Source organism: Labilibaculum euxinicum (assembly GCF_963678175.1).
GTDB lineage: Bacteria > Bacteroidota > Bacteroidia > Bacteroidales > Marinifilaceae > Labilibaculum > Labilibaculum euxinus.
Window position 1 is genome coordinate 1,493,109 of record NZ_OY782756.1, and the last position, 26,463, is coordinate 1,519,571.

Here is a 26,463-nt window from a genome sequence, read left to right on the forward strand (position 1 = left end):
ATGTTCTGTATATTTTGTATTATTCTTTTACGATTACAATTTTATCAATGCTGTCTCCTGCACGAATCGCATCAATAACTTCTAATCCTTCAACCACTTTGCCAAAACAAGTATGCTGGCGATCTAAATGGGAAGTGTTTTCGCGGCTATGGCAAATGAAAAATTGTGATCCACCAGTATTTCTTCCGGCATGAGCCATCGATAAAACGCCTCTGTCGTGATATTGATTTTCACCATTCAATTCACAATTGATTGAGTAACCTGGGCCACCGGCACCTGTGCCATCCGGACAACCACCTTGAATCACAAAATTTGGAATAACCCGGTGAAAAGTCAAGCCATCGTAAAATCCGGATTCTGATAGATTAACAAAGTTTTCAACAGTTTTCGGAGCATCATTCTCAAAGAATTCCACTTTCATAATACCCTTTTCGGTATGAATTTCTGCGTGCATCATTTTTATTTGTTTTAAATTATTTCAATTTTAGTATCAAAAGGAGAATTCCGACTCATTAATTCTCTTACACGAGAATATTGAGAAGTAATTGTTTCCATTTGTAAAAGTCTGGTTTTTATAGAATAGAAGGATTTGCTTTGTTAAAGCACTGGTTGTAAGTGTATTTATATAAAATTAATCCATTCTTCTAAAAACAAGATTTTAAATTTACAACAATGCAATTGCAGTTGCAAAAGAATGCAAATCTAAAAAAAGATTCTTTGTCAAAAAAGAAAAAAGAACCCCTTCTGGAAAACTCCAAAAGGGGTAATTGCTTTTAATAAGTTGTACTAATTAATCAAATTTATTAATTAGTTCTTTTTATCGTCTTTTATGATATCCAACAATTCAACTTCGAAAATTAAAGTTTCGTTTGCTTTGATATCAGCTCCCATTGCACGTGGACCGTAAGCAAGGTTCGAAGGAATAAATAATTCCCATTTAGAACCTACAGGCATTAATTGTAATGCTTCAGTCCATCCTTTAATTACACGGTTAGCCGCAAATGTAGCTGGTTCGTTTCTTTTATAAGAAGAGTCAAATTCTTTACCGTCAATAGTTGTTCCTTTGTAGTGAACTGAAACTTTATCAGTAGCAAGAGGTTTAGGACCGTCTCCTTCGTTGATAATACGGTATTGTAAACCACTTGCAGTAACAACAATACCTTCTTTTGATTTGTTTTCTTCTAAGAATTTTTGACCTTTAGCTAAGTTTTCAGCTCCAATTTTTTCCTGAAGACCTTTGATGTAGTTGTTGATAACAGCATTTCCTTTTTGAGGATCAATTACCAATGAATCTTTGTCAAGAGAAGCGTACAAGGCTGCCAAAAGAACTTCTTCGTTCAAATTAGTAAGTCCGTTACGCTCAAGGTTAGTACCAAAACTAGCACCTAAACTATAACTAACAGAGTCAAGTTCGTTGTTTAGAGCAACATTTTTATTTCTTTTTTGATTACAAGAAGCCAATGTTATTAGTCCAAGACCTAGTGCAATAGATAATACTTTTAGTTTCATTTTTTTTGGATTGTTATGGTTATTAATATAATTATACGATTTCAAGTAATTCAACTTCGAAAATTAAAGTTGTGTGTGGGCCAATAAGGTTTCCGGCCCCCTGTGCACCATAAGCTAAGTCCGAAGGAACATATAGTTTCCATTTTGAACCTAAAGGCATTAGTTGAAGAGCTTCGACCCAACCTCTAATAACTCCATTTACCGGAAATACAGCAGGTTCACCTCTTTTTACAGAACTATCGAAAACTGTTCCGTCAATTAAAGTTCCATGGTAGTGACATTTAACGCTGTCAGTTCCTTTTGGAGTGTCTCCTTTTCCTTCTGTGATAATTTCGTATTGCAGTCCGCTTTCAAGACTTACAACACCTTCTTTTTTAGAGTTCTCTTCTAAAAATTTTGTTCCTGCTTCAACCGCTTTTCCAGCTTGTTCTTCTTGTAGTTTTCCAAAAAATTCCTGAAGAATACCATTGGCCTCTTCCGGAGATAGTTCCGGCATTTTTCCATTAAAAGCAGCATCCAAAGCTTCCATAAATGGCTCAACACTAATTGTTTTAACTCCTGAAGTTATTAAATTACTTGCGATGCTTAATCCAAGGCAATAACTTACCTTATCTTGTTCTTCTGTGTACTTCATTCGGGTATTGTATATTTAATTATAATAATTCAATTTTATTTATGATCAGCAAGATCATAAGAATCGTCTAAGGTAAAACTTTTCTCTCAGAATATCGAAAATCAACTTGTAATTAACCTTTTTTTGCATTTAACTTCCAATAAAAAAAGATCTTCATTCAATTATTTGGTTTTCTATTGATGCATAACTTCTTTGCTCGCAGCATTTGTCGTTTACCGGGTGGGCCAGGTAGACGTTTTACCTCAAATCCTGCACCTCTCAGAGCTTGTTTTATGATTCCTTTTGTAGAGTAGGTTGTTAAAACTGCATCTTCTTTCAGGTGATTGTGCAGTTTTTCAAAAATATCCTGAGTCCATAAATCGGGCTGAATGTCAGGAGCAAAGGCATCAAAATAAATAAGGTCATATATAGCAGGGAAAATAAATTTTCTGAGATCACCCTGCAGTTTGTTTAGTGTAAATGTTTTTGTGATTTCAACTTCCTGATTCCATGCTGCCTGATGCAGCTTTAAAAAAACGTCTCTGTCTGATCCTTCTATTTGATCGGTGTAATTCAGGCTTTGAATGTGTTCTTTTTTTATCGGATACAATTCTATTGAATGATAAATAACGGTTCTGTTTTGTTTTTCGGCTTCAATAAGAGTGAGGAAGCAGTTTAGTCCTGTACCAAAACCAATTTCTAAAATGTGAATTGGATCTTGCTTGCAAAAATTGAATCCTGCATTTAAATACACATGCATCGCTTCCTGAATAGCACCATGAGTAGAATGGTAATGCTCATTTAATTCAGGAACAAAGAGGGTATGAGAACCATCTTCAGTTATTTTAAGCTCTCTTTTTAAATTCTTCATTCTCGATTGGATTAATGATTGTAGAGGACTGGCGCAATCTGCTTGGAATGATTCTTATCCATAAACGTTTTAAAGGAATTGGAGACTGGTTTTCGGGATGTTTGTTCAGTATAAAAAGGAACCACAAAAATAAAATACTTCCTTTTAATATGCTGCTAATGGTTAATCCCCACCAAACACCTGTCGCCGAAACTGACTCAGAAGATATCCAGTTCTGAAATTCAGGTAGATAATCAACTAAAGTGTAGCTCAATATATAGGCAAAGGGAATCCGCATCAGGTTTCCAACAATTCCAACTATTGCAGGTGGAACTGCCCGTCCAATTCCGTTAAAGGCTCCTGTTGCTGTAATTTCAACACACATAAATATCTGTGAAATACCAAGAATAAATAGGTAAACCATGCCCATATGCACTACATTATTTTCACTGTTATTTATAAACAATCCGAAAATATGATCGCCTGCAAAAAGGAAGAGCAAGGTACTAATGAATCCTATAAAACCTGCGATTCCTAATGTGATGAAGAAACCTTTTTGAATTCGTCTCCATTTATTTGCTCCATAATTCTGGCCTGTGAATGTACCCAATGCAGTTGAGAAACCAGAGGCGGTCATCCAGGATAGTGCTTCTATTTGTGATCCTATCGATTGAACTGAAAAAGGAATGGGATTTCCATGAGAAATATTGTTTATCACCCTTGCTAAAATCATAGCGATAAAGGCAAAACAAGCTGATTGGAGGGCAACAGGGCCTCCTATTTTTAGGATTGGGAGGAAGAATTCTTTTTGAATTTTCCCTAAATAGTTTTTGATTTGTAAAGGGTTTTCCTTGATATACAAGTAGTATATAAATAGTAGAAAAACACTTAGCTGAGAAATTACAGTCGCGATTCCTGCACCTTCGGCACCCATACCTGGAATACTTCCCCAACCAAAAATAAGAATTGGATCGAGTATCATATTTATAATCAAGCCGGAGGCATTGATCCAAAATGAGGTTTTGGTATTGCCAACTCCATTATAAATACCAGCCATAGTGATGTTGGAATAGGTAAATGGCATTCCAACGGCAATTATCCGAAGGTATTTGAAGGCAGTCTCGTTTACAAATTCACTTTTAATATTAAAAAGACCTACAATAGGGTCGGCAAATATCCATACTGATAAAGCAAATCCAATGGAGATAATAAAAGATAAACTGAACGCGTTTTTTGCAAATGATTGTGCCCGTTCAAGATTTTTACTTCCTATTGATTGTGAAATTCCTACTTCAGCACCAATTTTGGTAATAAAGAGGAGTGATGAACCAAACCAAACCAGATAAAGAGCAATTCCAACAGCACTTACAGTTTCGCTTCCAACTTGTCCCAACCATGCCATATCCGTCATGTTGTATGCCATTTGCACAAATGAGGTGGCAATTATTGGAATAGCCAGTTTTATAATTTGAGGAAAAATTTTTCCTCTGGTAAGATCTTTAATTTGGTTCACTTTACTTATTTTGGTTCTTACAGGAACGGGTTTGGTTGTATTTATTCCCTATTTTCGCAAAGTGTTGAATAGGAAATATGAATTGATTCGCTTTTTTAAGGCGTGTAAAATTACAAAAATTGAAACGATTATTTTTTTAATTATTTCTGGATATTTGAATTGAAAATGGAAGAGGAATATCGCAAAATAATTCACGTTGATATGGATGCTTTTTTTGCCTCGGTAGAGCAGAAGGATAATCCTGAACTTCGAAACAAACCAATTGCGGTTGGGGGATCCGGAGATAGGGGAGTTGTTGCTGCTGCCAGTTACGAAGCGAGAAAATTCGGTGTGCGTTCTGCAATGCCTTCTTCTATCGCGAAAAGGAGATGCCCAAATTTGATTTTTGTAAAGGGCAGGCATGACCGATACAAAGAAGTTTCGAAGCAAATTATGAGTATTTTTCATGAATTCACCGATTTGGTAGAGCCTCTTTCTATTGATGAAGCTTTTCTAGATGTTACTCACAACAAGAAAAATCTGCCTTCTGCGAGTTTGATTGCCAAAGAGATTAAGGAAAGAATTAAGGAGGTGACTGGTTTAACGGCTTCGGCAGGAATATCAGTAAATAAGTTTTTGGCTAAAATTGCTTCCGATTATCAAAAGCCTGACGGTTTATTTGTTATTCCTCCTAAAGATGTTGAGCAGTTTATTGAGCAGTTATCAATTGATAAATTTTTTGGAGTTGGAAAGGTTACTGCTGATAAAATGCATCAGTTGGGTATATTCAGGGGAAAAGATCTGAAGGTGAGAAGTCTTGCAGAATTGACTCGTGTGTTTGGAAAAGCCGGACTTTACTATTATCAAATTTCAAGAGGTGTTGATAACCGTCCGGTGAATCCCAACCGGGTTCGTAAATCGGTGAGTACTGAGCATACATTTCATGCCGATTTATCGAATAAAGATTTGATCAGAAAAGACATGATTGCAACTGCAGAAGATTTGCTGCGCCGATTAAAGAAGAGTGGTTTTAGAGGAAGGACTTTAAGTTTAAAAGTGAAATACAGTAGTTTTGAACAGGTAACAAGAAGTAAAACCATTCTGCAGGAATTGAATCGGTTGGATCAAATTCTTAATCTGGCAAACGAATTGTTAAACCAAATTGAACTGAAAGAAAGCATTCGACTGCTGGGTTTAACTGTTTCCAATCAAATCAATTTTTCTGAACCTCAGCAATTAACCTTAGATTTTTGATTAATTCAGATTTATCTAATATAGAAATCAAGCTATTTTTATAATTTTACATTCCTTTAAAAAGGACAAGGGTGTGTTTAATCACTCTTTCATCTGTTTTCACATGAAATTATATTTTAATAACTCAATTAGGATACTATTCTTACTGCTGATCTTTTCAGGTTGTTCTGTAAGCAGTAAGATTAATAAGCCTGATCATCAACAGAATTACACGATTGATTCAGTTATGGATTCGAATTCGCAAAAGGACACTGCTTTTGTGAATGTTATCGAAAGCTATAAATCTCAGCTCGACGGGGAAATGAATACGGTTATTTCTGTTTGTGATGAAGAAATGATTACCGGTAAGCCAGAGAGTAAATTGTCTGATTATATTGCCGATGCAATGCTTGCCATTGGGAAAGAATTCTGTGTTGAAAATAAATTATCCCACTCTGTTGATTTGGTGATAATGAATCAGGGGGGAATTCGCACAGGAATGCCTAAAGGGGAAATAACAACCGGGCGAATTTTTGAAATGTTACCTTTTAAAAATAAATTAGTGATTGTTGGAATGAAAGGGGACGATTTAATGAAACTTTTGAATCAAGTTGCCGGGTTTGGAGGTGAAGGTATTAGCGGTGTGAAAATGGGAATTAAGGATACTCAAGCGGTTGATGTTCTTGTTAATGGAACGCCGGTTGATTTGGGAAAAACATATCACATTTTATCAATAGATTATTTGGTGAATGGTGGTGGCGGGCTGTCTGCATTTGAGACAAGGGAAACGTTCAGACATTTGCACCTTAAATTAAGATCGGAAATGATCAAATACATTAGGCGTGATTATGAAAATGGAAAACATATCTCAGCAGAACTAGACGGGAGGATTTACAATGTGGAATAGAAGGGATTTTTTGAAAAATATCGGTGTAGCGGGTTTGTTTTTGGGAACAGGAATTATTCCCAAAAGAGCTTCTGCTGCTAAAAAAGAATTACAGAAAATCACGGTTCTTCATACCAACGATTTGCACAGCCGTATTGAACCTTTTCCAAAGGGCGACCCTGAATTTGGTGGTTTGGGAGGTTTTGCAAGAATTCATGCACTGGTTCAAAAAATCAGAAAAGAAGAAGAATTGGTTTTGTTATTTGATGCAGGCGATGTGTTTCAAGGCACTCCTTATTTTAATTTTTTTAAAGGGGAAGCCGAATTTAAATTAATGTCGAAAATGCGATATGATGCCGGAACTATTGGGAACCATGAGTTTGATAATGGTATTGAGGGGATTGCAAGTCAATTGAAACACCTTAATTTCCCACTGCTGAATGCTAATTATGATTTTTCAGAAACAGAATTGGAAGGAAAGATACCTGAGTATAAAATATTTGATAAAGGAGATTTTAGGATTGGTGTTTTTGGTTTAGGTGTTGATTTAGATGGTTTTGTTGAACCGAAAAACAGAGGTTCTATTTCCTATGTTGATCCTGTTGATGTTACTGAGAAAATGGTGGGTATGTTAAAGGATGAAAATGCTTGTGATTTGGTTATTTGTCTTTCACATTTAGGATTTCAGAACGATTTTGGGTGTGATTGTGATGTGAATTTAGCCAGGAAAACCAGAGGTGTAGATTTAATTATTGGAGGACATACACATACCTTATTGGAAACTCCGGAACGGGTTCTGAATTTGGACGGTGAAGAAGTGTTAATTAATCAAGTTGGATGGGCAGGAATTGCTTTGGGAAGAATTGATTTTTACATCGATAAGAAAAATAAAACCAAATTAGCATCTTCAAAACTTCTTTCAGTTAATGAAGAATTAGTTTAATTGATACAATAATTGCAGCAAACTTAGGTTAATAACTTGTTGCTAAAGTTCGTTTACATTGAAAAATTCCAAGTTTAAATTAGATAAATCGAATTGGGCCTCGGTAGAAGGCTGGCTTTCAATAATTGGGAATATATTGCTTTTTGGATTAAAATACTGGGCTGGTTTGGCGACAGGTTCCATTGCAATTATTGCAGATGCTTGGCATACCTTGTCGGACAGCTTAAGTTCTGTAATTGTAATTGTTGGTGCTAAGATTTCGAAGAAGCCTGCCGATGAGGATCATCCTTTTGGGCACGGACGAGCCGATTTAATAAGTGCCTTTATTATTGGAATTTTACTTCTCTTGGTGGCGTTCGATTTTATCATTGAATCTTATCATACGCTGCAAAGCCGGGAGTCATCGCAATTTGGGAGCATTGCTATTGTTGTAATGATCGTGTCGGTTGTAACAAAGGAATTGTTGGCTCAATTTGCCTATTTCGGAGCAAAGAAAACCAATTCCAAAGTGTTAAAAGCTGATGCATGGCATCATAGAAGTGATGCAATATCTTCTTTGGTTATTTTGGTTGGAATATTTTTAGGTCCTTATTTTTGGTGGGTCGACGGAGCTTTAGGAATGATTGTTGCCATACTAATTGGTCATGCTGCGTATGAAATTATTAGTGATTCTATTCATTCCTTATTGGGAGAGAGTCCTTCCGATACAATCATTCAGGAACTAAAAATGACCATTGAGAAAGTGTCTTCGTACAAATTAGAACCTCATCATTTTCATCTTCATGTATATGGGGATCATACAGAACTAACTTTTCACATATTACTTCCGCAGGATATGCCAATAAAAAAGGCTCACGATATTGCAACAGAACTGGAAGAAGCCATTCTCGAAAAGTACGGTTATGTATCAACAATTCACATTGAGCCAAATATTGATTAGCACTTCAAGATCCATTTCTTTGTACAATGGTTTTATCTTCAGATTTTCATTACCATAGGTAGTGGATTTTTTTGTTCTTCCATAACTTAAATTGTGATGTCAGGCATATGGTAAATGCTTGCATTATTTGTTTTATTTCATCTGTTAGTTATTTTATCTCCGTTTTGTCCGACTGTGTGATTTTTGGCAAAATATAATTTTTTGTTTCTTCTCCTATGGATTGTTAGCTAATAAATTGACAATCTAATCCACTATTGTTTCAGTAAAGTTTCAAAAGAATTTTAGTTCATCTTAAATTAACCTTTAGTTGTTCTGTCAATTGATGGTTATGTATTGGAATTGGAAATATTTAATTCCTAATAATTAAATGGAACGCATGTAAATCTCACTTAATAAGTGTGTTGTGTTGGTTCTTCTGTAGGGGTTATCCACGAAATATACTATTTACTTCTCTCCGGTTTTTTACATAGATACATTTTAATATTTAAAATAAAGTTTACTCTAAGCTTATCATTAGGTGATATGTGTTCGTGTACTTTGAGCCAGATAAAAAGCTTGAATATTCACAAATACATATGACGATATGGAAATTAGAACCACCTTAATTTTAGCCTTAGTGTTAGTTGTGTCAGGATTACGTGCACAAGAAGTTGCCAGTTTAAATTCTGATGATGTGACGGTATGGCCGGCATCAAATAAACACGGGAATGATTTTATAGAAACAACACCCGACGAACAATTAACTTTTACTTACTACAGTCCGGATGAGGAAAAACTTTCCTTGCCGGTAAGGGCATCTGTGGAAAGTACCTGGGGGAAGGAAATTGCTCAGTATTATGCACTGTTCGAGAGTGTTTACATGTATGAAGAACAACCGGTAGCGGGAGACCCTAATGTGGTTTTGAGGATAAGAAAACCCCGCATTTATAAAAGTATAAAGGGAATTGAAAATTACCTGAGAAAAGAATTAAAAAAGGAGACTTGCTCTATGTCGGGTGCAAGTCAGCAAATAAAACAGATACTGAAAATCGGCATCGCGGTTATAAGCGAAGATAGTGAATGGTTTGAGAAACAACTAAAAAAACAGAAAAGCAAAAATGAAGAGATTGCTCTTTATAATAAAATTGTATTAATCAATATCTAATTTGACATTTAATCGAAATGAAAAAAATTACTTTACTACTTCTGATTTTTACGAATGTACTGATCGTAAATGCTCAGATAAAATTGTCGGGTCGGGTTAACGATCAGCAAGGCAATTCGTTGCCGGGCGTTAATGTTGTGCTGAAAGGGACATCAAAGGGAACGGTTACTTCTCTTGATGGTAATTACAGTATCGAAGCAAAATCTGATGATGTTCTGGTATTTTCGTTTATGGGATTTGCTTCGAAAGAAGAGCCTGTTAACGGACGTACGCTGATTAATGTAGTGCTTGGCGAAGATGTGCAGCAGCTTAATGAGGTTGTAGCTACAGCAATAGGTATTAAACAGCAAAAGAAAAAAATTGGATATGCAACAGAAAAAATTGTTGATGACGTAATTGTTCAGGCGAAAAGTTTGAATTTGGGAGGTGCTTTAACCGGGCAGGTTGCAGGATTAACGGTAACCAACCCAACAGGTATTTTTCAATCTCCTGATTTTCAGCTTCGGGGTAAAAAGCCTCTGATTGTATTGGATGGAATTCCGGTTGAGACCGATTTTTTTGACATCCCCACTGAAAATATTGAAAGCATAAACGTATTGAAAGGAACTTCAGCTTCTGCACTTTATGGGAGTAGAGGAAAAAATGGAGCAATACTTTTGACTTCTAAAAAAGGGACATCAAAAGAATTGCAAACAACAGTTTCAACAACTTTGATGGTGTCAGCCGGGTATGCTGCTTTCCCTGATCCGCAACATGAGTATGGTAGTGGCTCTAACGGACAATATGAATTTTGGGATGGAGCTGATGGTGGTATCTCTGATGGAGACATGACCTGGGGACCTAAATTTGAATCTGGAAAAATGATTGCGCAATGGAACAGTCCGATACGCGATAAAGTAACCGGTGAAACAATTGAATGGTATGGTGGTGTTAAAAACACCAAATACGATGATCGGTCACGTTATGAGAGAGTCCCAACTCCATGGATTCAGCACAACAATTTAAAGAACTTTTTGAGTACCGGAATTATTTCGAATACCGATATGTCAATCAGTATGAAAACAGACCGTGGACAATTTATGATGACCGGTAAGTATGCTTATCAGAAAGGTCAGGTGCCCAGTTCCCGTGTTAACAGCGGCGGTTTAAATTTTAATGGAAGTTATAAATTGACAGAAGATCTTACGCTGGAAGGTGGTTTGTCTTACTCGAAGGTATATTCTCCAAACTATCCGCGATACGGATACGGACCTAAAAATCACATGTACACAGTTTTAGTCTGGATGAGTGACGATGTGGATGGTGAGGCTTTAAAAAATCACTTTTGGATACCGGGACAAGAAGGATATCAGCAGGCAAATTACAATTATGCGTGGTACAATAATCCATATTTTGCTTCCAGCGAATTAAAGCAGGCTCACGATAGAAATGTGATATCGGGTCAGGTGAAACTGCGTTGGGATATTCTTCCAAATCTTTCAATACAAGGGCGGGGCGCTGTTCGAATGAAGGATTTGTTTGAGAACATGCAAAGTCCTAAATCGTATATGAATTACGGCGATTCCCGTGAGGGTGATTACAAGACCTGGAATAGCGAGCAGACTAATTTCGATACCGATGTATTGCTTACTTATACAGCCAATATTTCTGATGATCTTAATTTAACAGTGAATGGAGGAGCATCTTATTTTTACAGAAAATATCAGCAGGAATATGCGGCTACCGATGGATTAATTGTGCCGGGAATTTACAATATGGGAAATTCTCAGGGGCCCATTATGGCTACTAACTATTTAGAGGAAAAAGCGACATCGAGTGTGTATGCTACGGCAACTCTGGATGTTTTTAAATCGTGGTTTTTAACACTAACCGGTCGTAACGATAAGTCGTCAACCATGCCTACTCAAAACAACTCTTATTTTTATCCATCAGTTGCTTTGAGTACTATGGTTTCCGATTATATCACTATGCCAAAACAGGTCGATTATCTTAAAGTATATGGTTCATGGGCACAGGTATCCAGTGATTTGGATCCTTATCAGATAGAGTCAACTTATTCCAATAACGGGACATTTGGGATGAGTCCAAAAATTAGCTATCCGGCAGGAATTGTGAATTCGAATATTAAACCTGAAAAATCAACTTCAACAGAGTTTGGTTTGTCAACTTCTTTTTTTAAGAATCGTTTGGGACTTGAAGGAACTTATTATAAAGTTGTTGATGAAAATCAGATTATACAACTGCCTTTATCCAAAGCTTCCGGATTTTCCAGTCGTTATGTGAATGGCAATGAGTATGAAACAAAAGGTTTGGAGCTTGGGCTTTCTGCTAAATTAATTAACAAGGCTTTTAAATGGAATGTAAGAACCAATTGGAGCTTTAATAAAAAAACGCTTACAAAAATATACGGAGGAGAAGAAAAATATAACGATCTGCGGGTTGGTGACAGAGCCGATGATATGTGGGGAACGCAATGGCAAAAAACTGATGACGGACGATTAATTATTGATCCCAACACCGGATTGACTATAAAAGACAGTGAAAAAGGATATTTGGGGCATACAGATCCTAACGCCCGCTTCGGATTTCAGAATACGTTTAACTACAAAAAATTCACTCTTAATGTCGATTTTGATGGAGTAATTGGTGGTGTAATGTCATCCAAAACCATTCAGAAATTATGGTGGGGAGGACGTCATCCCGAATCTACAACCGGCAGAGATGCCGAGTATGCAGCAGGAAAAGCAGTGTATATTCCTAAAGGTGTTAATGTTTTAGCAAATGGGGATATCGTAGAAAACACCACTGCAGTCAGCTGGCAAACATGGAGTCAGAATTATCCATACCGTGCAAATGTAACCGAAGATGAAAACAAGAAATTTGCCAATGTTTTCGATCGTTCTTATGTGAAACTTCGCAAGGTTGCTCTTACCTATAATTTTGATAATAACAATAAGGTGAGGTTGTTGAATGGGGCTACTATTACTCTGTTTGCAAATAATGTGGCGGTTCTGAAAAATATTCCGCTTGTCGATCCTGATTTTACAACTGGGAATGATGATGATTTGCAGGATCCATCAGCACGTTACATTGGTGTAACAACAAAATTCACTTTTTAATAAACATCCAAAGTGTCCAAAAAGATAATAAAAATGAAAATGATTGTTAGAATATGTACTTGTATATTGTTAGCTGCAGCAGCTGTTTCATGTACTGATTTTGAGGAACTTAATAAGGATCCGAATAAGCCAACCCAAACCTCACCTCAGCTTTTGCTAACTACAGCATGTTGGGATGTTTTTAGCGAATTTGACAATTTTCAATACGAATCGCGAATGCTTGTAGCTACTGATGGAGAGAGCTCTGAACAGTTTTACAACTGGACAAGAGGAGACTTTGGTTCTTTTGATAATTTGAGAAATATACAGAAACTGGAAGAGGAATCCGTACGTGTAAGCTCCGATGCTAACTTGGCTCTTGCAAAATTTTTTAAGGCATGGTATTTCTATAACTTGACCATTAAGTATGGAGATATCCCTTTTTCTGAGGCTTTGCAAGGGGAGACCAACGAAATATATACCGCAAAATACGATACGCAGGAAGATGTTTTTGTTGGGATCTTAAATCTATTGAAAGAAGCTGATACTTTGTTGGAAGGAAATACTGAGATTATTACCGGTGATATTCTGAATGATGGTTCGTTGTCAAAATGGCAAAAACTAGTAAATGCCTTTCGTTTAAAGGTTTTGCTTACCTTATCTCACAAACCGACTATTGGAGGAGAAGCTGTTGCATCACGTTTTGCAGATATTTATTCCGGTAAAGCTTTAATGAATGATGTAAGTGAAAGTACACAGATAAACTTTTTGGATCAATCAGGAAGCAGATACCTGAATTTTAATTCAAGTAGCTTTGGATCTGGATTGTATATGGATTCAACTTTTGTTCAAAAATTAATTGACCGGGAAGATCCCCGTTTGTTTGTGTATTGTACCCAAACACCAAATGCTCTTAAAGCAGGTAAAGCTGTCACTGATTTTACATCTTACGAAGGAGGAAATCCAACAGTACAATATAGTCTTGTAAATGCAAAAGCAGTGGCTGGAAATATTTCCAAGCCCAATTCCCGATATTACGACGATCCGGTATGCGAATCAATGATGTTGTTAGGATATCCTGAGCAACAGTTTATTATTGCAGAAGCGATTTTAAGAGGTTGGATTAGCGGCGATGCTGTGGCTGAGTACAACAAAGGAATTAAAGCATCTTTTTCATTTTTTGCGGGTCAGGCATCAACAAAAGGCTATAGTTCGTATTTAAGTGCCGAAGCTTGTGATCAATATCTGTTAAATTCTTTTGTTGATTTGGATCAGGCTCCAACGGTAGATATGAAGATATCGTATGTTATCACACAAAAGTATCTTCAGACTTATTTTCAGGCTGGTAAAACGCCGTTTTTTGAGCAGCGCCGAACAGGTTATCCAATTTTTGAAACAGCACCGGGAGTAACAATACCTAACCGTTGGATGTATCCTCAAACGGAATATGATTACAACAAAACAAATGTAACCGAAGCGGTAACCCGCCAATTTTCCGGTAAGGATGATATCCGCGAAACTCCCTGGTATTTAAAATAGGGTAGTTTCGTTTGTAATTAATTTTTCCTCACTTCTCATCTGTAAGGATCAGGAGTGGGGAAATGCTTTTATTAAGTTTAAAAATATAGTAAGTAATGAAAAAAATAAGTCTGATATTATTCAGTTTTTTAATCGCTCAAATGTCTTTCTCTCAATCTGTTGATTTTAAGTTTAACCCGAATGGGGAATTTAAAATTTTACAACTGACTGATACGCATGTCGCTGTAGGTAAAAACAACCAGCAGCACGTTATGGATTTGCTCGCAACTTTGGTTCAGGAAGAAAACCCTGATTTGGTTGTGTTTACCGGCGATGTAGTAACAGATAGTGATAATCCTAAACCTTGTTATGAAATATTCGCGGAATTCTTTAAGAGGCACAAGCTGCATTGGGCTGTAACACTTGGAAATCATGATTCAGAGAATAAAATGCCTAGAAATAATGTTGTGTCTATTTTGGATGGTCTTGATTTTTGCATTAACCGATCTACAGATAACTTAAAGGGTACAAATTTTTTGTGTGAAGTAAAAAGCAGTACCAACTCTGATAGCAAGGCGATACTTTATTTTTTAGATTCTCAGGATTACAGCACAATAAAACCAAGAGTGGATGGTTATGGTTGGTTTTCAACCGGGCAGGTGGTTTGGTACAAAGAGCAAAGCCAGAAGTTTATTGATGAAAATAAGGATACGATTCCTGCTTTAGCATTTTTTCATATACCCTTGCCGGAGTATACTGATGCCTGGTGCAATGGTAAAGCATTTGGAACAAGAAAAGAAGTAGAGTGCTGTTCGAAAATTAATAGTGGAATGTTTGGTGCAATGGTAGAGCAAGGCGATGTTATGGGAACTTTTGTTGGGCACGATCACGTGAACGATTATGTGGCGTCATATTATAATATGGCTCTTGCATACGGCCGGGCTTCAGGTGCGAAAAATTCCTATGGTGACTTAAAGCAGGGGGGCCGGGTTATTGTGTTGAAAGAAGGTAAACGAACATTTGATACATGGATTCGTGAAAAAGACGGAGAAATAAAGCAGGTTTGTAATTTTCCTGATTCGTTCCAATAATATCCTGTTAAAATCTATATCGTGCTGATGCAGATATGGGTGAGTTTAATACCAATTTAATTTCAAAACAGACTTTAAATAAAATGAATTAATTTTTAGCTGTATCGAGGCAAAAAAGTAAAGCACAGCCATGTTACGATGCATCTTTTTTAACGAAGATATAGTTGAAAAGAAACATTTTATAAGGCTTGTTTTGATGTTAATTTGGTATAAATACCAAACGAGATATTATTTAAGACATGATTGAATACATCGTTTTTAGCAATTGGTATTTTGTTGAAAACGATGTATTTGCTTATCTGTTAAATTTTATTTTTCCTTGAGAAAAGAACTGCCGTAATTGCACCTCCAATTACAAATACAGCGCCAAGCATTGAGTAGATGCTTAAACTATCTGTTTTTATCCATTCTACATTCATAGAGGATAAAACAGCCATGCTTGTTAATGTGATAATTGGGTTAACGGTCACAATTATACTTACTTTGTAGGCTTCGGTATACTTGAAAGCCAATGCCAGACAACCATAGGCCACGAGAGTATTCATGCCCAGAAAAATCACGATTACCCACGAGGAAAAATCAAGATTTGAGAAGGCTGCAAAATCAACAAAAGGAGCGTAGAGAATAGCCGGTATTCCGTAAAGAACCATATTTAACAGTTGCGCCGGGTGTTTTTGCACCAGTTTTTTTTGCAGTGAAGCATACAAAACCCACATTACCGCTCCTAATTCGATCCAGAAAAAACCCGTGTTGAATGCTTCGGTATCTTGTATAAAGGCTTGCAGCTGATTTCTGTAAAAGAGAAATAAACCCAATCCTGCAATGCCAAATCCAAGTAATTGTTTGCTGTTTAATTTTTCTTTAAAAAAGAAAACTCCGACCAAGGCTAACAAAATAGGAGCTGTTTGCATCGTAATTTGCGCATTACTCGGACTGGTATAGTTAATTCCCTGCATAAAACCCAGATAATTTACACCCAAAGCAAGTGCAGCAATTACCAAGATGAAAGGAGGTCGTTTTATAATATTTAATTGCTTTTTGTCAGTTATTAAATAGTAGAGAAACAGAATAGAAAAGGCAAACGTAAAACGAAACCATACTATGGAAACAGAATCCAGATCTTTCAGGCTGACTTTTAAGAAAATTGGGAGAAAACCCCATAAAAGTGCTGTGATCATGGCGTACAAAACACCTTTGTAATTGTTTGAAATCCCCTTTAGACTCATGTTTTTGTTGGATTAAACTAATTTATTTAGAATGATTTTACAGAGCTAAAAGTAGGAAAAAAAAGGATGAAGCAATTCGCTGTCAGGATTTAAATTTGAAGATTTTTATAGTCTTTTATTTTTTATTATTTCCAGCCGGTTCAGGCAATGTAAAGCTTACAAATCCCAAGGATTTCCATACCTCCAATACTTGATTCAGGCTTACCTCAAAAGATAAATATTCCGGGTTGTCAGAATTGAGCAGCAATTGATTGTTTTGAAAATCTTTTTTTACTCTTTTATATACTATTCCATCGTCGTCAGTCAATACAATACAGCAGCTGTTATCTTTTATTAGTTCCCAATCCTGAACATATTCACAAATTATGTATGCGCCGGAAGGAATTGGCAGCATGCTGTCTCCTTCAATTTGAAAAGCCCGGTAGGTTTTGTTTTCCGATAGCTCGGCAAATGGCATTCTGAAATTGGGCAATTCGCTGATAAATTCAGCATCAGAATATCCGTTAAGGTAACCTGCAGCAGCTTTTACTGGCACCAGACTGATCATTTCTTCATTTTGTACATCCACTAAAATGGGCAAAACTCTTAGTTTGTCTCCTTTGGTGTCCTGTGTTTTTTCCTGATCCAATTTGCTGATATCCTCGTTAACCAATTCGTCTAAATTACGTTTGAAGAATTTCGAATATTTCATCAATGTGGTAATTTTTGGGACACTTCTTTTTTTCTCGTACGCACTGATTGATGAGGCTCCTATGCCAATTCGGTTCGATAATCTGCCTTGAGACAATCTTTTGCGCAGGCGTAAATGTTTAAGATTTTTATTTAAGTTTTCCATGATGAGGCTTTGTACAGGTGAAATTTTTTGAGTTGCAAATGTACATGTTTGGAGCTTCTTTCGGAGAATAGGAAAGAACAATTTACCGGATTTTCTGTCTGTTCCGATATAGTTTATTGAAGATTAAGGAATTATAATGTGCAGATATCAACTCTTTGAATTTAGTCCGTTCAATTATTGATGAAAATCAAAAGGGTTTGAATGAAGATCTTTACGTGAAAACCTGTATTTTGTAGTATCAAAATAAATAAGTTGATACAATGAACACAATAAAAGTAAATTCCCCGTTCGATGGCAGTTTAATTCAGGAAATTCCTTTGCTCGATGAGCATCAGGTGGAAGAAAAATTGGCCAAAGCCTACGCCTTGTTTCAGGATCAGTCCCGCTGGCTGAAACCCTACGAGCGCATTGCCATACTTGAAAAAACAAAAGCCATTATGCAGACGCGGGTCGAAGAACTCACAAAAATTGCAGCTTCTGAAGGAGGAAAACCTTATCAGGATAGTAAAGTGGAAGTGCTTCGTGCAATTAACGGCGTACAATTGGCCATTGAGCACATTGGTCAGTTAAAAGGAGAGCAAATTCCCATGGGAACCACAGTGGCTTCTATAAATCGATGGGCATTTACCCTGCGCGAACCAATTGGCGTGGTTCTCAGCATAAGTGCTTTTAATCATCCGCTAAATCTGGCAGTGCATCAAATAATTCCAGCTTTTGCCGTTGGCACACCCGTTATCATCAAGCCGGCAACATCAACGCCGCTGTCGGCAATCGAGTTGGTGAAAATTATGAAGGAAGCCGGATTGCCAGAGGATTGGGCACAGGTGGTTATTTGCAACCGCCAAAACGCCGAAAACATGGTGAAAGATTCACGGATCAACTACCTTTCATTCATAGGTTCGGCCGAGGTGGGATGGAATCTGCGGTCCAAGCTGTCGCCGGGAACCCGATGTGCATTGGAGCACGGAGGTTCTGCACCGGTAATTGTCGAGGCAGATGCTGATCTTTCGCAAACCGTTCCCGCATTGGCAAAAGGAGGATTCTATCATGCCGGTCAGGTCTGTGTATCCGTTCAGCGGGTATATGTTCACGAAAATATCATCGAAGAATTTACCGCTCAACTGGTCGAAAAAGCAAATTTATTGCATGTTGGAGATCCTATGGATCCTAAAACAGAAGTGGGACCGCTGATTCAGACTTACGAGGTCGATCGGGTAGAGCAATGGGTAAACGAAGCCGTTACCGAAGGCGCGAAAATAATGTGCGGGGGCAAACGGATTTCTGATACCTGCTATCAGCCAACAGTTCTTCTGAATCCTGATTCGGAATCGAAAGTTTCTCAGCACGAGGTGTTTGGTCCGGTGGTTTGTGTTTATGCTTATTCCAAATTGCAGGATGCCGTTAATCGCGCAAATTCATTGCCTTTGGCCTTTCAGTCAGCCATTTTCACTTCTAATTTAGATGTGGCTATGGATGCAGTCAATCAACTGAATGCATCGGCAGTAATGGTAAACGATCATACCGCTTTTCGTGTCGATTGGATGCCTTTTGGCGGACGCGATACATCAGGAATCGGCATGGGAGGCATTCCGTATTCCATGCACGAAATGACCCGCGAAAAACTCATGGTGATTAAATCGAAAGTATTGTAATAAAAATCAGGGCGGAATTCATTTTCCGCCTTTTTTCACGTTTTGGGCGTGTCCCTCCAGGTCAGGCTTTCCTTTACTACTCCTCGCTCATTCTTCGCTGTGGGGTAAACACTCCAATCCTTCACGCAGGCCGATATTAGCTTTCGCTTCAATAAATAGTACAAACCAAACGCAATTCTGTCCATTTACCAACAAGCACCTCTGTATTAACTTTGTAGTAAAGATTTATAACAGGAGGTAAATATGGATAAGGTATTTCACGAAGCAGGAACAAGAGGAAGTAGTCAATTGGATTGGTTGGATAGCAGGCATAGTTTTAGTTTTGCTGATTACTACTGTCCGGAGCGAATCCATTTTGGAGCATTAAGAGTGCTTAATGATGATGTTGTTAAAGCAGGAATGGGTTTTGGAACTCACTCGCATCAAAATATGGAAATCATTTCAATTCCATTAAAAGGGGCATTAAAGCATAAAGACAGTGCAGGACATTCCGAATTAATTAAAGTTAATGATGTTCAGGTAATGACAGCAGGAAAAGGTATTATGCATTCTGAATACAATGCCTCAGAAACGGAAGATGTACATTTTCTCCAGGTTTGGATCATTCCTGAAAAAGAAGGACTGGAACCAAGTTACGATCAACGATCATTTCCGGATGTAAATGAGAATGGTGAATTGCAACTGCTTGTTGCTCCAAAATCATCACAACATAATGCTTTAAAAATTAATCAGAATGCATATGTGTTCCGGGCAAAAGTGACTAGTGGAAATACACTCGAATATACAATAAACGGTAACGCAAACGGAGTTTATGTTTTTGTTCTTAACGGAGAGCTGACAGTTGATGGAGAAGTTCTTCGGCCGCGGGATGGTATAGGTGTGGATAGTGTTAATTCATTGTATATTATGGGTATTGTTAATTCAGAATTTTTGATTTTTGAAGTACCAATGCATTAATTAAATGTTAAGAATGGCTTAAGCTGGCATGTGATGTTGAAAATGGGTGTAATCAACCACTAAAAAGTAGATTTCACAGGATGGAAGCTGTCTAAATTATATTATCTTTGTTTTTTGTCAGGAAAAGTGATATAAATCAGTATTTTTATTACAATTTCAGACAATCGAATGTAAGATTCTAAAATTATTACTATGGCAAACAGACCTGTAACCATTAAAGACATAGCTGAAAAACTAAGTATTTCAGTTTCCACTGTCTCACGTGCTCTTAAAAACAATCCCGAAATTAGCTTAACAACCAGAGAAGCAGTTCAGAAATTGGCAAAGGAATTAAAGTATCAGCCAAATCCATTGGCTGTTGCTTTAAAAACACAAAAGTCGAATACTATTGGTGTTGTTGTTCCGCAAATTGTTAGTTCTTTTTATGCTACTGTTGTAAAAGGAATTGAGCAGATTGCTGATGAGCACAACTATCAGGTATTTGTTAGTTCTTCAAATGAAAGAATCGAAAAGGAAGAGAAAAATGTAAATGGGTTCCTGAACATGAGAATGGATGGAATTATTCTATCACTTACCCGTGCAACAACTACATACGATCATATTCATAAAATACAGGATATGGGAGTGCCAATGGTACTTTTTGATAGAACATCTAAAGAATTGGAGGTTTCCAAAGTTGTTGCTGATGATGCTGCGGCTGCTCATACGGCAGTAACTCATTTGATTAATGGTGGTGCCAAAAGAGTCGCGTTCATGACCGGACCTGAGTTTATGCTATTCGGAACAAACAGACTAAGAGGATATAAAAAAGCCCTGGAAGACAAAAATATCCCTCTGGATGAAACATTAATTTCCCGATGTGATTTTACTGTGGAAGATGCGAAAAGCCTGGCATTGGATTTATTGTCCAGAGCCAATCGTCCGGATGCTATTTTTGCAATAAATGATGATATGGCAATTGGAGCAATTGCAGCAGCAAAAGAGTTAGGCCTTAAAATTCCTAATGATCTCGCAGTAGTAGGATTCTCAAATAGTCGCAGATCACGTTATATGGAACCTTCAGTTTCTACAATGGATCAAAATCCAAAAGAGGTTGGTCGGGAAGCGGCAAGATTACTGTTCGAACAAATGGAAAAAACTCCTGATGCCAAAGCGATAAAAGAGGTTGTTGTTCATGCCGATTTGATTGTTAGAACATCAAGTGACAAATAAAAATATAGATAAAAAAAATCCTGCTTAATTTAAGCAGGATTTTTTTTAGAAATCTTCTTCTTGTCTTTTCACCAGTTCTTTTGTAGAAAGCAAACCGCAGGCAGCAAAAATATCAAGTCCTCTCGATCTTCTGATCGTTGTGGTAATTCCTTTTTTCGTTAGCTGCTCTTTAAAATCTTCCATCGTTGCCTCATCAGATCCGTCAAGTGGAGTATCTGGAATTGGGTGAAAACGAATCAAATTGATTCTGCATTTAATCCCATCCAAAATCCTGCAAAGCTCTTTTACATGACGGGGCGTATCGTTAATTCCTTTAAACATGATGTATTCGAAAGAAATTCTGCGCTGAAGACCAAAATCAAAATCACGAATTATTTTCAATACATCCTTTATTGGATATACATTTTGAACCGGCATCAATCTTTTTCTTTCATCTTCTAAAGGAGTATGCAGACTAACAGCCAAATGACATTCGCTATGGTTAAGAAATTCAATCATTCCAGGAATTATCCCAATTGTAGATACGGTGATCCTTCTTGGGCTCATAGCCATTCCATAATCCGAGGTTAGAATCTCCAGAGATTTCATGAGTTCAGGAACATTATCCAATGGTTCTCCCATTCCCATGTAAACAATATTGCTTAGATTTTCTCTTTCGGGCAAACTTCTTATTTGATTGATAATTTCGCCGCTTGATAATTGTCCCTGAAAACCTTGTTTACCGGTCATGCAAAACAAACAACCCATTTTACAGCCAACCTGAGAAGAAACACAAAGTGTATTTCGTTTCTGATCCGGAATGTAAGCGGTTTCTATGAATTTGTGAGGATGAGCAGTCGGGTAAAGGTATTTTTTTGTTCCATCAACCGAAACCTGTACTTTGGTTGATGCAGTAATACCAAGATCGTAATTTTCCAGCAAAGCAGTTCTTGCTTTCAACGAAAGGTTAGACATTTCTTCAATACTGGTAATGTCTTTTTTGTACAACCAGTCGGCAATTTGCTTAGCTGTAAATTTGGGAAGATTTAATTCAGTAACAATTTGAATCAGTTCTTCAAGTGTTTTTCCTAAAAGGGTATCTTTGGCCATTATTCTATTTTATAATTACAGATAAACAGCGATTTTTATCCAGTCTGTTTTCATGTAAATTAATTGCATTAAAAGTAAATTTCAGCTACAATTCTTTCGTATTCAACTCCACGTTTAATCAAAAGGTCGCGAACTTCAACTACCATTTCAGGACTGCCGCATAAAAAGAAGCGGCAATTTTCCGGTAGTTCCTTTACATCCTGCAAATATCGTGTTAATCTTCCATGATACAAACCCTCAGCTTCATCTTGTGAGCAGCAACGAATGTAATTCTCTTTTAAAACAGGAATAAATTCTTTTTCAAAATAGAAAGAATGATGATATCTGCCTCCATGAATAAGGGTTTTATTCTTAAGCAAACCTGAGCGAAACATGGCAGCATAAGGTGCAATTCCTGTTCCCGATGCAATCCACCACGCCGGCGATTCATCATCAATAAAATCTCCGTCAGGATTTGTCACATAAAGTTCTGATCCAGGTTTAATTTCACTAAGTCTTGGTGTTAACCAGCCATCATCCTTCAAATTGTATAACACCTGAACTTCAGCGTCGTTTTCACCACTGGCTATGGTGTACAATCGTGGTGTTACGCTTAAATCTGTGGTTAATCCAATGTACTGTCCGGCAGTAAAACTCTTTACTTTTTTATATTTTAAAACAAACACTCCTGGAGCTATTGCTTTATTCTCAATTACTATGGTGGTTGAAAGTTTGTTTTTTTGTTCTGTTATTGATTCCATATATTATTTCATTTTAATGGTGCAAAGATAATAAATTATTTATAAAGATTCTAAATTGCGATCAAATCAAATTTCTTTCCTTTTTGTAACTTCTATTGCAGGTTAAGCGTCTCATAATACATGAGGAATAGACTGAGAATCTGTTCTTGATTATTAATTTACTAATTCAATTTTTAAAACCTGTATAAAATGAAAACTCAAAATTTAATTAAAAGGAATCTATTGCTTCTAGTTTTGTTCCTGTTTTCTCTTAATTCCTTTTCTCAAACGGTATTTGCCGATGAAAAGGCAAATTATGATGGTGTGAAAAAAATAGTTGTAGAAGGAAGATTTTGTGATGTTACCTTGTTGGGTGAAAATCGTGAGGATGTAAAATTTGTGGGGATTATTAAAGGTGTATCCAGAAATGGGAGTTCTTATAAAATCAATCACCGGTTGGAAGGGAGCACTTTGAGAGTATGGATAGAATCGCCAAGAACGTCTTGGGGAAATATTGATGCATCATTACAATTTTTAGTCCCAACACAAATGGAGATTGACGTGAAAAATTCTTCAGGGGATGTTTATTGTGAGAATATTTCTTCGGATTACACCAAAATACACGCTTCTTCGGGCGATGTGAATGTGAAAAATATAATCTCTGATCTTGAGGTGATAACAAGTTCAGGAGAGATTAGTTTGTACGAAATCAAAGGGGATCTAAACTCACAATCAAGTTCGGGGAATCATGAATATAATAAAGTGGCAGGAAATGTAAAATGTAAAGCAACCTCAGGCGATATAGAAATGGTAAATGTGATTGGAAATATTTCTTCCCGAACTTCGTCCGGAAATCAGGAGTTTGATAAAGTGGAAGGGCAAATTAAAAGTATTTCTTCTTCGGGAAATGTTGGGATTCTTAATTCAAAAACAATTCTAAATTTAACCAGTAGTTCTGGTAATTTGAGAGGACAAGGATTGGTTTTGTTGGGAGAATCCTATTTTAAAGCCACCTCGGGAGATGTTAGCATGAACTTGTTAAATGATTTTGAGCAGTTGAGTTTTGATCTTTCAGCATCTTCAGGATCGCTTAGGGCGGGTAACCGTAAAGGAGATGATAACCTGTATCTCAAGCGTGGTGAAATATGGGTTCATGGAAAAACAAGCTCTGGAAATCAAACTTTTAAATAAGTAGTTGTTAGGCCTGTTCGAAAACGTACATCGTGTGTGATGTATACGTACACTTTTAAAGGTGTAAATATTTTCACATTGCATGTAATTATTTGAAAGACAGAATTGTATGTATTTTGGCCTGTGGATTGTAATTATATATTCGAAATCATTTGTTAAATGATTTCCCAAATATTGGGAGTGGTGTCCCGGGATTTTGGTTTTAATAGCATAATTAATTGGTTTTCTTTAATATGCCGTAACATTCAATTAGTTACGGCATATTATTTACTCTTAAGACTTCAATTAGGTTGCAAAACCATTATGTTGCGTATTTGTTGTTTCGTAACATTTTAGAAAATGGGAAAAAAATTAAATTTAACTTTTGATTAAATATAGCTTTTCCAGGTAATAAACAGTTAGCGTGTTTATATTCGGTTCAAGATTTTATTGTTAGACAATGATGCCAATAATTGTCTAACAGAGGTTTGGGAATATCTATAGGGGAAACTCCCGGACATTTTTAGTTGGTAATTGTTGGATGCAATGTGGTAATTCTAGACAACAATTCTAAAGGCTCCAAAATATAAGGGGTAACAAAGGATGTTCAAATTTGGGCATCCTTTCTTTACTTGGAAAAAGTTGCGTACTCATTATGGATCAATTCAAATATAAGGTGGAGTAAGTTTTTTTATGCATATATTTTAGCTACCCTAAAAAGGAAGAAGTTAATATCTCTCACCCCTCTAAGTGATGCCCTGAATGCTTTCAGTTTTGCATTGAAAGATTCCGCCGAAGCATTCGTACTGCGATTATCAAAGTAGTTTAAAATACCTTGATAATGATCTTGGATAGTGTTTTTAATACTTCTGAATGATTTAAATCCAGTCTCTTCAACCTTTCTAAACCAATGAGCTAATTTTGTATAAGCAATACCCTTTTCTTTGGTTTGTGTAAATATCAATCTCAGGTTATGAGTTAACATGTATGCTTCTTTCATATCAGGATATTGGGCAAATAAAATTTTTGCACGTTTTTTCTGACTTCTTGTCCAATTGTTTGCAGATTTAAAAAGTAAATACCTGCTTCTTGCCAAAAGTTGCTTTTTAGAATCCCCATTATCAAATACGGCCGGCTGATATTTCTCTTCCCTGTAATTAGCTTCTCTGATCGCTTTAGATTCTTCATTTAGAGCATCCCAACGATGAGCTATCCGCATTTGCTGTAAACCGTCATAAGCCAATTTCTGAACATGAAAACGATCAATTACCCTGCTTGCTTTGGGAAAACTGCTTTGTACGATTTTATTCATGCTTCCCGCCATATCCAGAGTTACTTCTTCGACTAAACCTCTAATACTCTTAGGAGTCTTCTTTAAGATGGAGATGATATTTTCAGATTGAGTCCCTTGAATCATGGCAACCAATGCTCCTTTTCGGCCTTTTGCTGCCTTATTGGTAATTATTGTATAAAGCTCTCCATTGGTTAAGGCTGTTTCATCAATACTTAGCTTAGTACCAATATTTTCAGGAAAAACCATCCACTTGTGAGCATGAGATTTCTGATCCCATTGATTAAAATCACTTAAGTGTTCTTTGTATTGCTGAGAAAATTGATTCCCATTGATATGATAATGTTTTTCAAGGCTTTTACTGCTGATCGGGTATTTGTCCAAATAATTCTTTTAAAAAAGAAGCGAACCCTTTTGTATATCGAGCTCCCTTTGCTATCAAATCCCAATCTCTGCTTACAATCTGACCCGTAGAACAAACGAGCCACTTCCTTTTGCGAACATGCAGGTAAACCATGCGTTCCCGAATAGGGTAATCTTGAATCACCACTGCTGACTGAAAACCTTTTGAAGTCAGCTTTTCTGATGAAAATTCTTCTGGGAATTGATGTAATTCATCCAGATGAACATCCAATCGATTTTCATCAATAATAACTTGAGTGATCTCAAAATAGGAAAATATCTCTTCTGGTAAAATTGCTTGAAGTAAGAGGGTGTAGTGATCTTTTGTTGAATCCATCGTCTAAATTTTAGACAACAAAATTAAATTATTCCTTTTGATCCACCTACTTTTTGAATTGATCCCTCATTATATATCACAAAATGGTAAAGGTGTATTGTCCCCTATAAAAACCAACGGGGGTTCAGGTTACAGTTCTGACAGAATCCTATTTTAAGTTTTCAAACCGCTAATACCCTTATTTGTCACTTGTGTAAACCGTACTGAAAATCACATTACAAAAAAAGTTGTTATCATGATTACTGGATTAGCCTGT

General features: G+C 36.7%; 23 protein-coding genes. 12 read left to right on the top strand and 11 right to left on the bottom strand.

Annotation, left to right across the window (positions count from 1 at the left end):
* Positions 1-19 precede the first annotated feature (19 nt).
* The 5 genes from ACY0M5_RS06375 to ACY0M5_RS06395 all read right to left on the bottom strand — a co-directional run bounded on the left by ACY0M5_RS06375 (position 20) and on the right by ACY0M5_RS06395 (position 4,485).
* The gene (locus ACY0M5_RS06375; protein ID WP_101310809.1) at positions 20-457 is read right to left on the bottom strand and encodes a peptidylprolyl isomerase; all 438 of its coding nucleotides are present in this window, start codon (positions 455-457) and stop codon (positions 20-22) included.
* 350 nt (positions 458-807) lie between these two features.
* On the bottom strand, positions 808-1,509 hold the full coding sequence (locus ACY0M5_RS06380) for an FKBP-type peptidyl-prolyl cis-trans isomerase (protein WP_124993151.1): 702 nt from the start codon (positions 1,507-1,509) through the stop codon (positions 808-810).
* A 31-nt stretch (positions 1,510-1,540) separates the two neighbouring features.
* The gene (locus ACY0M5_RS06385) at positions 1,541-2,143 is read right to left on the bottom strand and encodes an FKBP-type peptidyl-prolyl cis-trans isomerase (RefSeq protein ID WP_101310808.1); all 603 of its coding nucleotides are present in this window, start codon (positions 2,141-2,143) and stop codon (positions 1,541-1,543) included.
* 157 nt (positions 2,144-2,300) lie between these two features.
* A complete protein-coding gene (gene mnmC2, locus ACY0M5_RS06390; RefSeq protein WP_461631168.1) occupies positions 2,301-2,993 on the bottom strand; it encodes a tRNA (5-methylaminomethyl-2-thiouridine)(34)-methyltransferase MnmC2 in 693 nt (230 codons plus the stop codon).
* Entirely contained in the window at positions 2,968-4,485 is a 1,518-nt protein-coding gene (locus ACY0M5_RS06395) for an MATE family efflux transporter (RefSeq protein WP_461631169.1), read from the bottom strand. Before ACY0M5_RS06395 ends, mnmC2 begins: the two co-directional genes overlap by 26 nt.
* A gap of 165 nt (positions 4,486-4,650) precedes the next feature.
* Here ACY0M5_RS06395 and dinB point away from each other — a divergent pair, with 165 nt between their 5' ends.
* The 8 genes from dinB to ACY0M5_RS06435 all read left to right on the top strand — a co-directional run bounded on the left by dinB (position 4,651) and on the right by ACY0M5_RS06435 (position 15,317).
* A complete protein-coding gene (gene dinB / locus ACY0M5_RS06400; RefSeq protein WP_461631170.1) occupies positions 4,651-5,718 on the top strand; it encodes a DNA polymerase IV in 1,068 nt (355 codons plus the stop codon).
* Between the two features lie 103 nt (positions 5,719-5,821).
* Positions 5,822-6,604 (top strand): 5'-nucleotidase C-terminal domain-containing protein, encoded by a 783-nt coding sequence (locus ACY0M5_RS06405; protein ID WP_461631171.1) that lies wholly within the window; start codon positions 5,822-5,824, stop codon positions 6,602-6,604.
* Positions 6,605-6,614: 10 nt separating this feature from the next.
* Complete coding sequence (locus ACY0M5_RS06410) at positions 6,615-7,526, top strand: bifunctional metallophosphatase/5'-nucleotidase (RefSeq protein ID WP_461631172.1); 912 nt, start codon at positions 6,615-6,617, stop codon at positions 7,524-7,526.
* A gap of 58 nt (positions 7,527-7,584) precedes the next feature.
* Positions 7,585-8,466 carry a cation diffusion facilitator family transporter gene (locus tag ACY0M5_RS06415; RefSeq protein ID WP_124993146.1) on the top strand — a complete coding sequence of 294 codons (882 nt, stop codon included), beginning with the start codon at positions 7,585-7,587 and terminating at the stop codon, positions 8,464-8,466.
* 583 nt (positions 8,467-9,049) lie between these two features.
* Entirely contained in the window at positions 9,050-9,610 is a 561-nt protein-coding gene (locus tag ACY0M5_RS06420; RefSeq protein WP_461631173.1) for a hypothetical protein, read from the top strand.
* A 17-nt stretch (positions 9,611-9,627) separates the two neighbouring features.
* Complete coding sequence (locus ACY0M5_RS06425) at positions 9,628-12,729, top strand: SusC/RagA family TonB-linked outer membrane protein (RefSeq protein WP_461631174.1); 3,102 nt, start codon at positions 9,628-9,630, stop codon at positions 12,727-12,729.
* A gap of 33 nt (positions 12,730-12,762) precedes the next feature.
* Entirely contained in the window at positions 12,763-14,247 is a 1,485-nt protein-coding gene (locus ACY0M5_RS06430; RefSeq protein ID WP_461631175.1) for a SusD/RagB family nutrient-binding outer membrane lipoprotein, read from the top strand.
* 95 nt (positions 14,248-14,342) lie between these two features.
* Positions 14,343-15,317, top strand: a complete 975-nt coding sequence (locus ACY0M5_RS06435; RefSeq protein WP_461631176.1) for a metallophosphoesterase family protein — start codon at positions 14,343-14,345, stop codon at positions 15,315-15,317.
* Between the two features lie 302 nt (positions 15,318-15,619).
* Here ACY0M5_RS06435 and ACY0M5_RS06440 read toward each other — a convergent pair whose 3' ends face one another.
* The gene (locus ACY0M5_RS06440; protein WP_156195084.1) at positions 15,620-16,543 is read right to left on the bottom strand and encodes a DMT family transporter; all 924 of its coding nucleotides are present in this window, start codon (positions 16,541-16,543) and stop codon (positions 15,620-15,622) included.
* Between the two features lie 115 nt (positions 16,544-16,658).
* The gene (locus ACY0M5_RS06445; protein ID WP_461631177.1) at positions 16,659-17,378 is read right to left on the bottom strand and encodes an XRE family transcriptional regulator; all 720 of its coding nucleotides are present in this window, start codon (positions 17,376-17,378) and stop codon (positions 16,659-16,661) included.
* A gap of 260 nt (positions 17,379-17,638) precedes the next feature.
* On the opposite strand from ACY0M5_RS06445, the gene ACY0M5_RS06450 reads away from it, so the two are divergent.
* From ACY0M5_RS06450 to ACY0M5_RS06460, 3 genes are all read left to right on the top strand, one after another.
* Positions 17,639-19,030 carry an aldehyde dehydrogenase family protein gene (locus ACY0M5_RS06450; RefSeq protein WP_461631178.1) on the top strand — a complete coding sequence of 464 codons (1,392 nt, stop codon included), beginning with the start codon at positions 17,639-17,641 and terminating at the stop codon, positions 19,028-19,030.
* Between the two features lie 243 nt (positions 19,031-19,273).
* Positions 19,274-19,987, top strand: coding sequence for a pirin family protein (locus ACY0M5_RS06455; protein ID WP_461631179.1), 714 nt, complete (start codon positions 19,274-19,276; stop codon positions 19,985-19,987).
* 192 nt (positions 19,988-20,179) lie between these two features.
* Positions 20,180-21,199 (top strand): LacI family DNA-binding transcriptional regulator, encoded by a 1,020-nt coding sequence (locus tag ACY0M5_RS06460; RefSeq protein WP_124993137.1) that lies wholly within the window; start codon positions 20,180-20,182, stop codon positions 21,197-21,199.
* A 45-nt stretch (positions 21,200-21,244) separates the two neighbouring features.
* Here ACY0M5_RS06460 and rlmN read toward each other — a convergent pair whose 3' ends face one another.
* Positions 21,245-22,288, bottom strand: coding sequence for a dual-specificity RNA methyltransferase RlmN (rlmN, locus tag ACY0M5_RS06465; RefSeq protein ID WP_461631180.1), 1,044 nt, complete (start codon positions 22,286-22,288; stop codon positions 21,245-21,247).
* Between the two features lie 68 nt (positions 22,289-22,356).
* The gene (locus ACY0M5_RS06470; RefSeq protein WP_461631181.1) at positions 22,357-23,028 is read right to left on the bottom strand and encodes a ferredoxin--NADP reductase; all 672 of its coding nucleotides are present in this window, start codon (positions 23,026-23,028) and stop codon (positions 22,357-22,359) included.
* Positions 23,029-23,217: 189 nt separating this feature from the next.
* Between ACY0M5_RS06470 and ACY0M5_RS06475 the strand changes: the two genes are divergently transcribed.
* Positions 23,218-24,198, top strand: coding sequence for a DUF4097 family beta strand repeat-containing protein (locus ACY0M5_RS06475; protein WP_461631182.1), 981 nt, complete (start codon positions 23,218-23,220; stop codon positions 24,196-24,198).
* 670 nt (positions 24,199-24,868) lie between these two features.
* On the opposite strand, the gene ACY0M5_RS06480 is transcribed toward ACY0M5_RS06475, so the two are convergent.
* Both ACY0M5_RS06480 and ACY0M5_RS06485 read right to left on the bottom strand, forming a co-directional pair.
* Complete coding sequence (locus ACY0M5_RS06480; RefSeq protein ID WP_461631183.1) at positions 24,869-25,852, bottom strand: ISAon1 family transposase; 984 nt, start codon at positions 25,850-25,852, stop codon at positions 24,869-24,871.
* Positions 25,827-26,207 carry an ISAon1 family transposase N-terminal region protein gene (locus tag ACY0M5_RS06485; protein ID WP_156197417.1) on the bottom strand — a complete coding sequence of 127 codons (381 nt, stop codon included), beginning with the start codon at positions 26,205-26,207 and terminating at the stop codon, positions 25,827-25,829. The genes ACY0M5_RS06480 and ACY0M5_RS06485 overlap by 26 nt, the downstream gene beginning before the upstream one ends.
* Positions 26,208-26,463 lie beyond the last annotated feature (256 nt).

Coding starts and splice junctions, on each gene's coding strand:
- ACY0M5_RS06425 (WP_461631174.1), top strand. CDS start 9,628: ATGAAAAAAATTACTTTACTACTTCTGATTTTTACGAATGTACTGATC.
- dinB (WP_461631170.1), top strand. CDS start 4,651: ATGGAAGAGGAATATCGCAAAATAATTCACGTTGATATGGATGCTTTT.
- ACY0M5_RS06435 (WP_461631176.1), top strand. CDS start 14,343: ATGAAAAAAATAAGTCTGATATTATTCAGTTTTTTAATCGCTCAAATG.
- ACY0M5_RS06450 (WP_461631178.1), top strand. CDS start 17,639: ATGAACACAATAAAAGTAAATTCCCCGTTCGATGGCAGTTTAATTCAG.
- mnmC2 (WP_461631168.1), bottom strand. CDS start 2,993: ATGAAGAATTTAAAAAGAGAGCTTAAAATAACTGAAGATGGTTCTCAT.
- ACY0M5_RS06430 (WP_461631175.1), top strand. CDS start 12,763: ATGAAAATGATTGTTAGAATATGTACTTGTATATTGTTAGCTGCAGCA.
- ACY0M5_RS06385 (WP_101310808.1), bottom strand. CDS start 2,143: ATGAAGTACACAGAAGAACAAGATAAGGTAAGTTATTGCCTTGGATTA.
- ACY0M5_RS06445 (WP_461631177.1), bottom strand. CDS start 17,378: ATGGAAAACTTAAATAAAAATCTTAAACATTTACGCCTGCGCAAAAGA.
- ACY0M5_RS06485 (WP_156197417.1), bottom strand. CDS start 26,207: ATGGATTCAACAAAAGATCACTACACCCTCTTACTTCAAGCAATTTTA.
- ACY0M5_RS06380 (WP_124993151.1), bottom strand. CDS start 1,509: ATGAAACTAAAAGTATTATCTATTGCACTAGGTCTTGGACTAATAACA.
- ACY0M5_RS06470 (WP_461631181.1), bottom strand. CDS start 23,028: ATGGAATCAATAACAGAACAAAAAAACAAACTTTCAACCACCATAGTA.
- ACY0M5_RS06475 (WP_461631182.1), top strand. CDS start 23,218: ATGAAAACTCAAAATTTAATTAAAAGGAATCTATTGCTTCTAGTTTTG.
- ACY0M5_RS06375 (WP_101310809.1), bottom strand. CDS start 457: ATGATGCACGCAGAAATTCATACCGAAAAGGGTATTATGAAAGTGGAA.
- ACY0M5_RS06455 (WP_461631179.1), top strand. CDS start 19,274: ATGGATAAGGTATTTCACGAAGCAGGAACAAGAGGAAGTAGTCAATTG.
- rlmN (WP_461631180.1), bottom strand. CDS start 22,288: ATGGCCAAAGATACCCTTTTAGGAAAAACACTTGAAGAACTGATTCAA.
- ACY0M5_RS06405 (WP_461631171.1), top strand. CDS start 5,822: ATGAAATTATATTTTAATAACTCAATTAGGATACTATTCTTACTGCTG.
- ACY0M5_RS06420 (WP_461631173.1), top strand. CDS start 9,050: ATGGAAATTAGAACCACCTTAATTTTAGCCTTAGTGTTAGTTGTGTCA.
- ACY0M5_RS06460 (WP_124993137.1), top strand. CDS start 20,180: ATGGCAAACAGACCTGTAACCATTAAAGACATAGCTGAAAAACTAAGT.
- ACY0M5_RS06440 (WP_156195084.1), bottom strand. CDS start 16,543: ATGAGTCTAAAGGGGATTTCAAACAATTACAAAGGTGTTTTGTACGCC.